At 53.0% G+C, this 14,586-nt stretch carries 11 protein-coding genes and 3 tRNA genes; 5 read left to right on the forward strand and 9 right to left on the reverse strand.

Features of this window, described 5'->3' with window-relative positions:
• Positions 1-17: 17 nt before the first annotated feature.
• Both IPI29_01495 and IPI29_01500 read right to left on the reverse strand, forming a co-directional pair.
• Complete coding sequence (locus IPI29_01495) at positions 18-1,379, reverse strand: hypothetical protein (protein ID MBK7411216.1); 1,362 nt, start codon at positions 1,377-1,379, stop codon at positions 18-20.
• Between the two features lie 81 nt (positions 1,380-1,460).
• The gene (locus tag IPI29_01500; protein MBK7411217.1) at positions 1,461-3,464 is read right to left on the reverse strand and encodes a T9SS type A sorting domain-containing protein; all 2,004 of its coding nucleotides are present in this window, start codon (positions 3,462-3,464) and stop codon (positions 1,461-1,463) included.
• 171 nt (positions 3,465-3,635) lie between these two features.
• Between IPI29_01500 and IPI29_01505 the strand changes: the two genes are divergently transcribed.
• The 4 genes from IPI29_01505 to IPI29_01520 all read left to right on the forward strand — a co-directional run bounded on the left by IPI29_01505 (position 3,636) and on the right by IPI29_01520 (position 5,145).
• Positions 3,636-4,718 (forward strand): Mrp/NBP35 family ATP-binding protein, encoded by a 1,083-nt coding sequence (locus IPI29_01505; protein MBK7411218.1) that lies wholly within the window; start codon positions 3,636-3,638, stop codon positions 4,716-4,718.
• Complete coding sequence (locus IPI29_01510) at positions 4,715-4,954, forward strand: NifU family protein (GenBank protein MBK7411219.1); 240 nt, start codon at positions 4,715-4,717, stop codon at positions 4,952-4,954. The genes IPI29_01505 and IPI29_01510 overlap by 4 nt, the downstream gene beginning before the upstream one ends.
• A 25-nt stretch (positions 4,955-4,979) precedes the next feature.
• Positions 4,980-5,054: transfer RNA gene (locus IPI29_01515), tRNA-Val, on the forward strand.
• A 6-nt stretch (positions 5,055-5,060) separates the two neighbouring features.
• Positions 5,061-5,145, forward strand: a tRNA-Leu gene (locus IPI29_01520).
• A gap of 123 nt (positions 5,146-5,268) precedes the next feature.
• Here the strand turns inward: IPI29_01520 and IPI29_01525 are convergent.
• From IPI29_01525 to IPI29_01550, 6 genes are all read right to left on the reverse strand, one after another.
• On the reverse strand, positions 5,269-6,993 hold the full coding sequence (locus IPI29_01525) for a DUF4397 domain-containing protein (protein MBK7411220.1): 1,725 nt from the start codon (positions 6,991-6,993) through the stop codon (positions 5,269-5,271).
• Between the two features lie 111 nt (positions 6,994-7,104).
• Positions 7,105-7,599 carry a hypothetical protein gene (locus IPI29_01530; protein MBK7411221.1) on the reverse strand — a complete coding sequence of 165 codons (495 nt, stop codon included), beginning with the start codon at positions 7,597-7,599 and terminating at the stop codon, positions 7,105-7,107.
• Between the two features lie 4 nt (positions 7,600-7,603).
• Positions 7,604-7,903, reverse strand: coding sequence for an NADH-quinone oxidoreductase subunit NuoK (gene nuoK / locus IPI29_01535; GenBank protein MBK7411222.1), 300 nt, complete (start codon positions 7,901-7,903; stop codon positions 7,604-7,606).
• Positions 7,904-7,922: 19 nt separating this feature from the next.
• Entirely contained in the window at positions 7,923-8,438 is a 516-nt protein-coding gene (locus tag IPI29_01540) for an NADH-quinone oxidoreductase subunit J (GenBank protein MBK7411223.1), read from the reverse strand.
• Positions 8,439-8,506: 68 nt separating this feature from the next.
• The gene (locus tag IPI29_01545) at positions 8,507-10,699 is read right to left on the reverse strand and encodes a bifunctional (p)ppGpp synthetase/guanosine-3',5'-bis(diphosphate) 3'-pyrophosphohydrolase (protein ID MBK7411224.1); all 2,193 of its coding nucleotides are present in this window, start codon (positions 10,697-10,699) and stop codon (positions 8,507-8,509) included.
• A gap of 70 nt (positions 10,700-10,769) precedes the next feature.
• Positions 10,770-13,622 (reverse strand): T9SS type A sorting domain-containing protein, encoded by a 2,853-nt coding sequence (locus IPI29_01550; GenBank protein ID MBK7411225.1) that lies wholly within the window; start codon positions 13,620-13,622, stop codon positions 10,770-10,772.
• Between the two features lie 121 nt (positions 13,623-13,743).
• On the opposite strand from IPI29_01550, the gene IPI29_01555 reads away from it, so the two are divergent.
• Positions 13,744-14,382, forward strand: coding sequence for a hypothetical protein (locus IPI29_01555; protein MBK7411226.1), 639 nt, complete (start codon positions 13,744-13,746; stop codon positions 14,380-14,382).
• A 65-nt stretch (positions 14,383-14,447) separates the two neighbouring features.
• Here the strand turns inward: IPI29_01555 and IPI29_01560 are convergent.
• Positions 14,448-14,522, reverse strand: a tRNA-Pro gene (locus IPI29_01560).
• Positions 14,523-14,586 lie beyond the last annotated feature (64 nt).

The following is a 14,586-nucleotide window of genomic DNA, read 5'->3' on the forward strand; positions in this document are numbered from 1 at the left end:
TGGTGATATGAAGAGGCTTAACGGATGGTGATCATTGCACCAACGCGATCACCTGCCACTACGCGTATTAGGTAGGGGGCTGTTGGATATCCAGAAAGGTCGATGCGTTGGATGCCGCCGCCGCTAAGGGTGCCGGTGGAGACAAGCTGACCAAGGACGGTTGTGATTGCGTAGGTGCCGGTGTTCACGGATTCTGGCATCGTAACGAGGACATTGTTTCCCGTAGAACGAAGATCGATCTCTCCTGCAAAACGACGGATCTCATTGACGGATGTTACTGCCGTTGAGCGGTATGCACCAACCTCAGTGGCCATCAACACTTCACTGTGTCCATCAACATTCACGAGAGCAAACCCCCAAACATTGGCAACCGACTCACCGAGTTCATTTTCCGTCCAAGAAACATTGCTGAGATCCTGCCAAGTGGTGCCGCCATCCGGTGACCTGTAGACAATGGAGTCGCCTTTGAGTGCCGGATTAGATGTTGAAAGTTGTGAACCACCAACAAAGATCTCATCTCCACTCTTGGTAGGAAAGACTTCAAGCGCATAGAGCGAAGTATCCTGAAACTTCATCACCTTCCACGTGAGACCATAATCTTCGCTCACGTGGAGGCCACCGTTGCCGGTATTCTGAATAAGTGAGAATTGCGCCGTAGCATAGACCTTGCCGGGTGTTGTTGGGCTCCAGCGGATCTGAGAACCATCGGTATCCGGTTGTCCGCCAAATGCATAGCCACTACTTGCCCATGTTCTGCCTCCGTCTGACGATCTGTAGATCGTTGATCTTCTTCCGCAGGCTAGCATGATATGAGCGCTATCTACATCCGGGCAGATAGCAAGCGCACGCATACGATCGGTTCCAGTTAGGCCCGGGATCGCTCCGATCGAATCCCAATTCTCTCCACGATTAACACTACGGAAGATCACTCCCGGTGAAGAGCGAATGACGTACATGGTATCTGGGCGTCCAGGATGGAAGGCAATACTCCCATTGCAGGAGACTTCAAAACGGAAACCAACCGGGTCCTTAAGTACGTTCTCCCACGTCATCCCGGCATCAGTTGAGCGGTCAAGCCCGGTGAATCCAACGCCCCCTGCAAAGAGTGTCGTTGTGTCTCTCGGATGGTAGAGGAGTGTGCTGATCTGAGAAGTACCACTAAGGTCGCCGACGGAAAGTTCTTGCCATGTTCCTCCGCCGTCCGTTGATGCTAAGAAGCCCCGTGAATAATTGCCAGCAAGCACAGAGGATCGATTCAGGGGATTTGATGCAACAGAAAAGACAGCTTTTTGAGGAACGGTCATGAGCCATTCCTGAGCACCACCGGGGAAGACAACGAGGAATAGTGCGAGCAACGTAAGAGCGTACCGACGGATCATGATGGACTCCAAGAAAAACGAAGGGGGCGCCGAACAGAACGTCCAGCACCCCCAAGTATACGAATTCGAAAAGTGATCGGCTTAGCGAACCACGATGAATGGCTTCATGATGCGAACGCCGTCAACAACAAGTGCAACGTGGTACGTACCAGCAGAGAATGCCGTAGCGTCGACATTCACACCGTGCATACCAGCTGTCATTGACTGTGTAGCGACGCTTTGGAGTTGGTTGCCGAGCATGTCATACACTTCGATTCCAACAGTGGCTGCCTTGTCGAGTGTGAAGCTGACTTCAGCTGCTGACATTACAGGATTTGGAGCGATCGCACCAAAACGGAACGAATAGGACTTTTCGTCCTCAACACTCACTACACCGGAGCTGGCGAAGTCGATGCTTGATCCACCGTTCCAGATCATCTGTGCAACCGACTTTGGAAGGAGAGACGTAATGGTACCTGTACCCGTTCCAATAATCCGCAGAATAGGAACATTGTCAACAGTTGGAACTACGTCAGGCATATACGTGCGGAACTCCATATCGCTGTTGTTCGTGAGATTGGTTCGGTCTGCATACGCACCACCAGCCTTCGGGCGTGACGTAAGGAAGATATCTGTGTCGAACATGCTCGACAAAGGATCGAGTTCCGTGAACGTGCCGTTCGTTTGCTCGTCGAACACGCGAATTGGTGCAAAACTGTGGATGGTGGTAGTATCAGTGTTGATATCAACCCACTTCACAACAACGTTGTTGCCATCTGCAGTGATCGCCGCCTGAATCTCAGCTCCGCGACCATTATCGTCAACAGAAATTGCAGGTGCACCGATCGCCGTTGCGATCGAATCTTGCAATTCGATCATTTGGAAGTTCAAGGTCGCCAATTCGGCAACTGGGTTCAACGTCCACGTGCCGGCCTTGTAGTTTGCCTCAACAATGTGGAATGTGAGGATCGTGTCGATCTGGTTTGGATCGGTGGTGCTACGAATACCAGTTGCTAGACGATAGAACACGGAATACTCGTCCGCTCCGAATACAAGGAAGTCGCCACCTGGATATGGAGTAAGGCCAGGCTGGAAAGCGATGTCTCCGCCATTGGCAGCTGCAAACTGATCAAGCAAGCTAACAGGCATAACGTTTTCGGCGCCCCACGTAACGCCTTGGTCCGTAGACTTCATCACTTGGACGCTACGAGTTGCTTCAGCTGCAGTAGGGTTGTTGAATGCGGCGTAGATCGTGCCAGCGGCATCACCCTTGATGGCTACTGGAGCGTTGAAAGAAGACCCGAGGCCACCAGTGCTTGGTGCCCAGTGATCCATTCCCCACGCTGACGGGATCGTTGGTGTTTGACCAAAGTCTTCAACAATGAGATTGAAGTTGAAATATCCGTAAGCGCCGTATTGCACAGTGGCATCAGGATTAAGCGTACCAGCCCAATGTATAGCGCCGCTTGTATTGTCTGCGTAGAGATCACCAAACTGAACCGTATATCCCGTTGCAGGAGGCGTTTGGTCATTCAATGGCAGCTCATACGAACCAGCAGACGTGCGGTTCCACATGCTAAGACCGCCATAGTTGAGGGCTGGCATTGGATAGCGGATACCGTAGATCATAACAGGGTACTTCGATGGGTCCGTACCTTCATCTGGATTAACCCAGCCGAATACCGGCATGCCGAAGAAGATGTCGTTCGTGCTTTGAATGATATCGAATGACCAGGTTGAACCGTTGTTCGCTGAACGAACGATACCGATATCAACACCGTTGATCTGATTGGATGCGTCGAACTTCGCCTTGTTTCGAGCGATGTTCAGAGTGTTGGACTTTGCGTCATACTTGAACATGTCATTCGACGATGTCCCATACGGCCAATAGTGGAACTGGCTGCGGACATCGGTTGTGAAGACGCGCGTGAACAAGATGCCTTGACCGCGCTCTTCTGGCTTACCAGCTGATTGCATCGAGACATCCGAGGCAGATAGGGCCATTGGGATCCGATCGCCCTTTGTGGCCATTTGAGCCGCTGGCTTCTGTGCAACACTGAACACCGCGGAAGCGGCGAACGTCGCAACGAGGAGAGCATGCTTCATGTAAAACTCCAAGAGTGAAAACTGGAAAACGTGAGTGTCCGAATTTGGGGGTACCAATTACGGTAAGGGGCTAAAGATAAGGATACCGTCTCGTTTGTTCATTGCTGTTAGGCGACCGGAGATCGGTATTTTCGCTGTTCGAGTTCTCACCACTCACAAATGTTACAGTGCATGACCAGATCCGACATCCTCGCACTTCTTGAACCAGTCATCGATCCGGACCTCGGACAGACTCTGGGGGCGCTTGGTGCCATCCACGACGTAGAGATATCCGGAGATCGCGTTCGCATCTTCCTTCAAGCAGTACAGCCCCTTCATTGGGTTGCTCGGCGCCTGGATCATGATTGCAAGGCAACGGTACTTGCAAGCTATCCGAATGCCGACGTTGAGGTACTTGTTCGTGAAAAGGGCGGAACAACGCGCAGGACGCCGGCCCTCGCCGGTATCAAGAATCTCATCGCCGTTGCCTCCGGCAAAGGGGGAGTGGGGAAATCTACCGTAGCCGCGAATTTGGCCGCGGCCCTCGCACAACGAGGTGCCTCAGTCGGACTTTTAGATGCCGATATCTATGGTCCGTCTCAGCCAACGATGTACGGTCTTGCATCACAGACCATGCGAGCCGAAAAATCCGCTGATGGCAAGATCACGGGGTATCCAAATGAGGCCTATGGCGTCAAGGTAGCATCCATCGGTTTCGTGATGCAGCGAGATCAAGCAGCTATCCTTCGCGGACCAATGCTTGCAGGGTACTTCACGATGCTGGTTGAACAGATCGTTTGGGGCGAGCTCGACTTTCTCATCTTCGATCTCCCGCCAGGTACCGGGGACATTCAACTCACGCTCACGCAGCGTATCCCTCTCACAGGAGCAGTTGTTGTCACCACTCCTCAGGAGATCGCACTGGCAGATGTTCGGCGTTCCATCCAGATGTTCACCAAGGTGAACGTTGACGTGTTGGGTATCATCGAGAACATGAGCTATTTCACGCCCCCTGACATGCCCGATCGCAAGTATCACATCTTTGGCCAGGGTGGGGGAACGACCGTTGCAAAGGAATTCGATGTGCCGTTCTTGGGAGAGATCCCGATCGATGTGCGCGTTCGGGAAGGGGCTGATGAAGGCTTCCCATTCGTTCTCGATCCGGAATCTGGAGCTCTTGGCGATGCATTCAGGCAGGTTGCAGAGAACATCGTGCGTGAAACGCGCAGAGCAAACGCGCGTTCTACAGACTCAGCGGTTGAGATCTCACTATGACCGAGACTATGCGCCTTCGCATAGAGGCCGCGCTCGTTGATGTGCGCCCCTTCCTCATCGTTGATAACGGCGATGTGGAGATCGTACGCTATGAGGAATCCACGGGCGTGTTGGAGCTCCGTTTCCTTGGTGCGTGCAAGACATGTTCCATGTCTGCCATGACCTTGAGGGCCGGAATTGAGCGGGCGATACGATTGAATATTCCGGAAGTTCGTAGAGTCGAAGCAATTTCGTAAGTTTGTAATCTTGTGCGTCACACCAGGGCGGTTAGCTCAGCTGGTTCAGAGCATCTGCCTTACAAGCAGAGGGTCGGGGGTTCAAATCCCTCACCGCCCACATCGTGCAAGCGTGGCGGAACTGGCAGACGCACCGGACTCAAAATCCGGCGGGCTCAACACCCGTGCGGGTTCGACTCCCGCCGCTTGTACAAGCAATTACACCCTCAAGCCATTATGCGTGTGAGGGTGTTTTCATTTGTACTGAGGTAAACAATAAGAGCGCGCCACGAAGATCGTGACGCGCTCTTTTGTTGAGAGGCTAGAGAGATCAGTTACCGAACAATGTTGACCATTGTGGAAACTGTGCCAAAGCCACCGTCGATCACAAGGTAGTATGGACCGCTCGGTACATTGAGAACACCCAGGGATGCTTGATGGCTTCCTGATGTTGCGAAGCCAAGGTTGATAACAGCAACACTGCCCCCCGTTACATCAACGAGTCGGGCGGTAACAATAGCATCGCGGTCGATGGAGTACGAGACACGTGCTTCAGCGGATACGGGATTCGGTGAAACGTTGAGTTCTGAGATGCTGGAAGAGACCTCGTCAACACTCGTGGTGACCGGTGGGAGTTGGATCAGTGCACCACCACTTGGAAGTGCCGCGAAAAGACCAAACGCTGCTCCGTCCTTGTTAGCGCCTGGATCGAGGAATCCGGATGCGAAAACGGAGATGGCCTGGCCTCCAAGAGTGGAGACATCGGCTGTGAACGAGGCGATCGCTGCACCGCCGGCTGGAGCCACGCCGATCACGTACGAACCCGCTGGCACGCTCTTGTACTCCGCATACTGCCCATAGGACAGACCAGGGATCAGCGGAGCGCCACCGGCAAGAATATCAACCTTTGGCGCATCTGTAGCCCCGTGGAAGACGAGGATATCAACGTTCCCGGCTACTGACGAAGTAGAGCGTACATCACTGGCAGAGAATAGGCTGAAGCTCCGCGGAGCTGCACTTGCGTCACCGTTCGGTGCAAATCCGGTTGTATCCAGAAGTCCACTCGCCGTAACGATGTACCGACCTGGCGCGAGATTCACGTTGAAGGTAGCGAGCGATTGTGCCGAGGTATCGGAGGTTCCGGGTGCGATACCGATAGGTATGTTAACTCCGGCAGGTACGAGCAAGAACTCTGTTGCCGTGCGGAATGCAAGATCATTGACGAGGCGGCTCGTTCCGGCCCACACATCAACAACAGATGCACCAGGGTCTGCCGCGTTATGGATGATCTGGACAAGTGCCATTGGTGGGGTAGGGACGCTGGGCAATGCGATGAAAGCGCCGCCTGTTGGGGCAACAGCAAACAATCCAAATGCTGGTCCACCACCATTGGCTGCCGGGTCAAGGAAGCCTGAAGCTACAACCACGATGGCTGCACCACCTAGGGCTGAAACATCGGCACGGAATGTTGCAATAGGTACGCCACCGGTCGGTGCGATCCCCAAGTCGTAAACACCGGGCGGAACCGTCAAGTATTCCGATGCAGAGCCATAGGAAAGGCCCTCAATGAGTCTTGAACCACCGGCAACAACGTCTACCGCAGGAGCATCGGTCGAACCGTGCCACGCAAAGAGGTCCACGGTTCCCGGTTCTTTCGCTGCTGTTCGCCCACCTACTGGAAACACGTCAAACGCTAGTGGCTTTGCATTAGGATCAGCATTTGTTGCGAAGCCGTCCTGCTTCAACAGACCGTTCGCAACTGCAACATAGACTTGGCCTGCTTCAAGTGTGAACGTCTTATCGAAGATCTTGGAGGCAGCACTTGTGCTGGTGTCTGGGGCGATAGCAACCGTGATCGGTACGCCGGCCGGAACATCCGCGTAGCCGAACGCTGTGCGGAATTTGAAATCATTGATCAGGATCTCGCCGTTCGCATACACGTCAACGGATGCTGCTGCTGGGTCAGCTGCATTGTGAATGATCTGGATCTTAGCCGTCTGGGCCGAAACTGCAAGCGCACTGCACAGAACAAGTGCGAACGCGGATATGACATTAAACACGAAAACCTCTCTGGTGGTGATGAGAAGAGTGAACGAAGACTGAATTCTTCGAAAACAAACCTCATCGACTACCTGAGAGGTTCCCGTTGAACCTCGTTACCGAGAGAAAATCTACTTGACGGCGTTGGCGATCAGTGAATCAGCGTTTGTGTCCGTGTAGTCATTGTCACGCACCGAAGCACGCACAACGCCTTTGTCGAGGACGTAGATAGCCGGAAGATCCGTTAGCGTGATCGTTGACTGGTACGGGTGCTTATCTGTTTCTGCCCGCATCGACCATACTTCAACGCGACTCATATCAACATTGGCTTCGATAAGAGTCTTCATGACCTGAGGGAATAGGCGCTGAGTGCCTCTACAGGAGCATGTTGGCTTTACGAAGATGCAGACCTTACGGTCTGTCTGCGCAGACATCGCCGTAGAGATGTCAGATACTACCGTAGCGTTCGGAGTAAACGTCTGCATCTCGGCAACGAACCACGAATAACCAGGAGTCTTTGTGAGCTCATCCATCGTTAGCTGCTCAGCGGCAGTATCGACGGGCTCAGTGGTCGAGCAGGCTGTAATGCCTACCACACAGGCGATGACGAGGGCAAGGATCTTCATAGGGTCACCACTTCATGATGTTGATTTCGTCGACATAAACTGTTTGTTTGTTCCGGAACAATGCCAGAACGATGGCAAGGCCAACGGCTGCTTCAGCTGCAGCAACGGCCATGATGAAGAACACGAACATCTGTCCTGAAATGTCACCCGAGAACGCCGAGAATGCCACCATGGACAGGTTCACGGCATTGAGCATAAGCTCCAGAGACATGAAGATGATGATTGCGTTGCGTCGCGTCACTACTCCTGCCACACCGATCACAAAGAGAACGGCGGAGAGAATAAGATAGTAGTCGAGTGGGATCGTGGTTGGTATCATCTGGTCAGCCTTCTTTCACATGGCGCTTGGCAAGGATCACGGAACCAATAAGTGCCGCAAGTAGAAGCAACGATACTGCTTCGAACGGGAAGAGATAGGTCGTAAAGAGCGATTGGCCAATGGCCTCCGTTGTCCCGATCTCCAATGCCTTCGGTGACAGGTCCATTTTGCCCGTTGGACGTGCGATCACGGCGATACCGATCATCACGGCCAAGACGAGGGCCATGAGTGATCCAAGGGTTGTGCGTAAGGAGCTCCGACCGGGATGCGGTTGTTCCTTGCCCACATTCAGAAGCATGATCACAAAGACCACGAGCACCATGATCGCTCCGGCATAGACCAGCACCTGCACAGCCGCAACGAATTGCGCCTGCATCGTCAGGTACAGACCAGTGAGCATGAAGAAATGCGCTACCAAAGACATGGCCGAGGCAACGGGGTTCTTTCGCGTGATCGTGAACACCGCTGAAGCAACGGCGCCGATGGCGAATACGGTAAACATGATGACTTGGAGACTCACTGCCGGCTATCCAAGGTTAGGAGCAAAAATGACGTCCCCAAATATACGAAGCCAAGCGTGCCTTAGCTCTATGCCTCAAACCGTTCCACTGTCTGGACGCCCTTGATCTTATGGAGCTTGTCGAAGATCTTCTTGAGATGGTCCAGATCGGTCACATAGACGGTTAAAATGCCCTCGAAGATCGAATCATAGGCATCGATGTTCACACCGCGGATATTGGTCTTGGAGATGGACATCACAGCGCTGGTGATATCATTGAGCATCCCGGGCCGGTCATCCCCGGTGATCTTCACAGCGGCCAGGAATTCACTTCGTTGAGATTTTGCCCAATCAAGAGCCACAAGTCTCGGTTTGAGCTTGTCGTGCAGGTCGATAACATTATGGCACGTAGCCCTGTGCACCTTGATCCCGCTGCCAATGGTAACGATCCCCACCACATCATCACCCGGAACGGGATTGCAACACCGGGCATAGGAAAAGAGGATCTTGGCGCTCGGGATGTTCTGACCAATGATGTACACACCGTTGGTATTGTCCCGCGCTGTGTCCGTGTACTGCTCAAACGTGAGATTGGAAGGGGCTTCTTTTGGCGCATTTGAGGTTGGCTGAATGAGCTCTATGATCAGGTCGCCGGCCGATTCGGGAGATATGGTGCCGGAACCGAGAGCTGCATAAAAGTCAGATCGGCTATCATACTTGAGTTGCAGGAGTAGCTTCTCGAGGTCATCCTCGTTGATGTGGAGATTGAGCTTCTTTGCCCGCTTTTCCCACAGTTCTTTGCCTTCAGCCACTCGAGCCCTGCGCTCGTCATTGAGGATCCGGCGGATGTGAGTCTTTGCCTTGTGCGTGATGGCGATGCGCTCCCAATCCCGGTGCGGAGTTTGGTTGCGCGACGTGAGGATCACTACTTGATCGCCGGTATTCAAGGTGTGATCGAGCGGAACGATCCTTCCATTGACCTTTGCACCGATGCACTTTGCACCAACTTGTGAGTGGATGTCGAAGGCGAAATCGATCGGGGTAGCCCCCTTCGGAAGGATCCTGAGATCCCCCTTGGGCGTAAAGACGTAGATCTCGTCTTGATAAAGGTTGAGCTTGAAGCTTTCGAGAAGTTCCTTGGCAGCCTCCTCACCGGCATTTTCAAAGACATCACGAACCCAATTGGCCCATTCTTCGAGATCCGATGAATCTACCCACGATGCTGTTCCACCGGTCTCGGCCTTGTACCGGAAGTGAGCCGCAACACCGCGCTCAGCAAAATCGTGCATGGCGCGCGTGCGGATCTGGATCTCTACGCGTTTCCCGTCGGCACTGATAACAGTAGTGTGGAGCGACTGATAGCCGTTCTTCTTTGGCACACTGATGTAGTTCTTGAAGCGTTCAGGAACGGGGCGATAGATCTCACTCACGATCCCGTACGCGAGGAAACAATCGTTGTTCTCGTCGGTGTCCAGGATCAACCGCACGGCAAAAAGGTCATAGAGTTCGTCAAGGGACTTCCCCTGCGTTACCATCTTCTTATAGATGGAATACAGATGCTTCGGCCTTCCGTTGATCTCAAACTTCACGCTGTGTTCTGTGAGGCGCTCGGCTATCGGCTTGCTGAATCGCTCGATGAACTCTTCGCGTTCTTCGCGCGAGGTATTGAGCTGTCTCTTGATATCGTCATAAGCGTCGCGATGCAAGACCTTGAATGACAGATCCTCGAGCTCCCATTTGATATTGCCCAGACCAAATCTGTGTGCGAATGGGGCATAGATCTCCATCGTCTCTCGCGCCATTCTCTCCTGACGTTCTCGAGAGAGTGAGTCGATGGTGCGCATGTTATGGAGTCTGTCCGCGAACTTCACAAGGATCACTCGCACGTCGTTTACGAGCGACAAGAGGAGCTTCCGATAGTTCTCGGCCTGTGTGATCTCTCGGCTGTTGAACACATCGGAGATCTTCGTGGCTCCATCGACGATCTCTGCTACCTCCGCACCGAACTCCGCGCGGAGATCCTTAAGCGAGAACGTAGTGTCCTCAACAACATCATGAAGCAAGGCTGCTACCACGCTCACATCGTCGAGAGGGATCTCTCGCATCACGATGAGAGCAACATTCGCCGGATGTGTATAGTATGGCTCGCCTGAGACACGAAGATCCTTCTTGTGTGCCTCTACACAGAATCGGAATGCACGAGAGACCAAATCCACGTTAAAACGCTGGAGATGGAGTTTGCCTTCTTCAATAAGAAAGGCAAGATCCTTCTCCACGTCCAGTCCGAATACGTGTTCTGGTTCGTCCGCTGCCGACCTACGTTGTTTACTAGCTGCCTTTGCCACTGTCCCCTTACTTCACGATGATGGTCTTGTGAGCCACATTGTCATTGGCACGTACCACCAGAAAGTAACTACCAGAAGGCAAGTACGAAACATCAAGGGTTCCAGCACCATCTGCAAGTGGTCCGGTATAGACCGTGGCCATGCGTTGGCCTGACAGTGAATAGAGCTCCAGGATGGCTATTGCGTCGGGTTGACCCACCAGTCGATATGACGTGGTGGACACCACAGGATTCGCTCCAACGACGATCGCGATCTGGTTCATTTGGGACGGTACATCTTCGGATACATCGGTTGGATCAGGCGGAAGTGTATCCGGTTCAGCTGCGGCCTCGAGCCATACAAGCCCCTTATCGAGAATTGTTGTGCGTTGCACACCGTCGAGGAAACGAGATGCATTCACACCGAGAATGATGCTGCGATAGGTGGAGTGCTGGTAGCGAACACTACCGATGATGGTGGCATTTGAACGAAGCATCATTGCAACAGAACCAGGTTGGGAGAGACGGAACACGACATTCGGTACGTAGTCTCCGCCACGATGATGATCAAGACGGGGGAGCTGGAGATCGATGTCCACCATACCGGCAGTTACGGGATCTCCAACCACTCCTTGGAAGACGCGTTGGCCAAGGTCATTCGTCACCTGGTCTGCTCCGCGCAGTGAACATCCGAATGCATTGAAGAAGCCAATGCTGTTCGGCAGATCGGTTCTGAGAAGCAGGGGGTCATCGGCGATCAAGAACACTTCGATCTTTCGCATCAACAACGAGAGTGTGATGGCGTTGTCCACCATGTCGATCTCACCGAAACTTCCGCTGTTCCAGAGGACGGTCTTAAGTACATGAAGACTGTCAGCAACAACGTTGAACACATCAGACGTGAATGCTACGTAACCGGTGCGTGATGTTTGACTGATGGCTTCCGCTATGTTGTAGGTGCCCACTCGTTCGTCCTGCACGATGGCTCTGCGGACGTTGAACGGGACAAGGATCGTGGAGGCTTTGAGACCGGTTGGTTCACCAGAGATCAGCTCGGCGCACTCAATACTCCAGAGTGAGAGGCTGTCTTCGATCGAGATCGAGAATGTTGCAGGGACGGTGGTGTTCGCTGCAATGTCTTCCAGAGTGACTGGGGTTGACCAATCTGTGGTTGACCCGTCTGCATGACGTTTGATTCGATAAACGAGCTGGACATCCCTTCCACCAGCGGATCCGTTGGTGTACAAGAACGTCACACTGTCTTGCTTGCGGATGATGCGAGTTGCTGCATCGGCGGCGAGAGAATTATCGACGGAGAGGTCCAAACGACCAACCATCGCCTTTGCTTTGTCAACGAACCAAATGCGTCCATCGGGGCCAACTACAATGCCGAGAAGTTGTGAAGCTCCGGTGGTGATTGTTCCAAGCTTACGTACGGTATCGCCATCAATGGCATACATGTGGATCAGTCCGGTGGCCCGATCTCCTACGAGAAGTCGATCACCTACAACGTCGATGCCAACCGGTTCCTGAAGTCCGCTCGAGATCACTTGCTTCACATCAGCGCCAACAACGGCCGTGTACTCTGCATAATTCTCATCACTTTCCGGAGGAGCTTTGAGGGGGCGATCTACAACTCCACTTCTCGTATTGAGAGTGCTGACGGTGGCAGTGCCGGGATCGATGTAGTACAACAGTCCGGTTGCACGGTTGAGAGCAACATGCGACGGTCTGCCACGCTCCACGGGAGTGATCTTGACGTCTGAATAACGACGAATGATCCCGTCACGATGGTCCGTGCCTCCAACTTCATGCGGATCTCGGAAATCATATCGGCAAATGTCCGAGTAGCGAGCATCTAGGACCCAGAAGATGTTTGCACTATCGTGTGCGATTCCCAGGCCCCACGGGCTCTGGTGAAGCATGTCGAGATGTGACGCTAGTTTCGTGTTGTCGTCTTGATATCGAGAGGCGAATACAGCGGTGTCGCTCGACCAAAGAGTTGGCCCCATGAACATGTAATTGGCATCACCACTTCCTGGTTCACCGTTCTGGGCAGTTCCAAAAGCGCCGTTCGTGCCCATGGCAATACCCATCGTCCGCCACATGAAGTGATTGGCGCGCGAGTCCTTCTTTTGACGCACTGCTTGTTGATTTGTGCCTGCATTGTGAATGATCGTCATGGCATGGCCACGACTCTCTGCCGTTACCACCCAGAGGTCGTTCGGGTGCAATGCCGTTCTGTTGAAATCAAGATCAAGCGGATCTCTGATGCCGTCAGCTGAGGAAGCGATCACGGTAACGGTCGGAGTCGACGTCAAATACCGATCCAGCAGGTGTACTGACGCTTCCACTCGAACCGGCTCCGGTGCAGCATAGGAGACAATGCGGTCTATCTCCATAAATGGTTCAGTGGAGTAGACACTGAAGGCAACAACACTGTTCTTTACAACAAGTGCCGCATGCAGATCGCGCAGGGTATCGTCGATCATTCTGAGTGCCCCAAGGCTGCGTGCTATGCTTCCGTCCGTATCTGGTACATAACGAAAGACCTCACGATCGATCCCGGTTTTCTCGACCATTTGCGACCAACGTTCTTGCGGGTCTTCGCTCGTGGCGATAACAGTGATGCCCAGTCTCTTCAGATCTGCACGATGCTCGTTGAGATAGATAAGTTGCCGAACACAATGTGTGCACTCATACCCAAGGTATCGTATAACGATGGTCGTAGCAGAATGCCCAGTGATGGAGGCAGGGACCTGCTGACCCACGGCGATCCCACTTGGGAAAACCCTCATCCCATGATCGTTAATAGCAGCCAGAGAGGCAGCAACGGAGCCAACGAGCAGTGTCAGGGAAAGAAGAGTACGGATTAGGAGCATATTGAAACCCGGAGTAGACGATTGCCGTATGTCGCTTTTTCGTGTTGAAAGTTACCGACTTCCCGAGGAAGTCCGATATTGCATGTGATAGACGTGCGTTTCACTTTTTGAAGGTACTGTCATGAAGTTGTTGAAACCGATCATGGGGATCAGCGCTGCCGCCTTGATACTTGTTGCGTGTGGAGAGAAGGTGGACGAGGCCGCAGAAGCGATGAGTAATATGAAGTCCATCGCAGAGTCGGCTGATGATGCCCAAAAGACACAGGACGTTCTCGCAAAACGTCAAGCAGAACGTCGAGCCAAGGGAGACACCCTTGCATTAGCTCCTGACGAGATCAAAAAGTTCCTTCCCGGTGATATCGATGGGTATAAGGCTGAAGAACCCGAGACCCAGTCCATGGATATGCAGGGCATGTCGTGGAGCGTAGCTTCAAAGGAATACCGCAAGGATGATGGTTCATCGATCAAGGTGACCATCACGGACTACAACGCAACAACCGACATGTGGGCAGGAGCCACGATGATGTTCGCCATCAAGTGGAGTGTGGACAACGCAACAGAGTCGTCGAAGACGATCCAGACCGACGATCCATACGTTAACGGCCACGAGCGTTTCGGCAAGCAGGATAAGAACGCAACCATTACATATGGTCTCGGCGGACGGTTCCTTCTTCAAATCGAAGGTTCGAACCAATCGAACACGGAGTTCTTGAAGTCGATCGCATCCCGCATGGATCTCAAGAAAATGGCCGGTATGTAAGTCAACATGGCTGAACGAACAAGCCCCCTCCGATACAAGATCGAAGGGGGCTTTTACTGTCGTCGTCGGGGTGGCAGGATTCGAACCTGCGACCTTCTGCTCCCAAAGCAGACGCGATAACCGGGCTACGCTACACCCCGAGAGCGACAAATATCGGGAGAATACTTGTATTTACAAAGAGAAAAAGACCGTATATCGCATTCA

This window comes from Ignavibacteria bacterium (assembly GCA_016707005.1).
Lineage (GTDB): Bacteria > Bacteroidota > Ignavibacteria > Kapaibacteriales > Kapaibacteriaceae > UBA10438.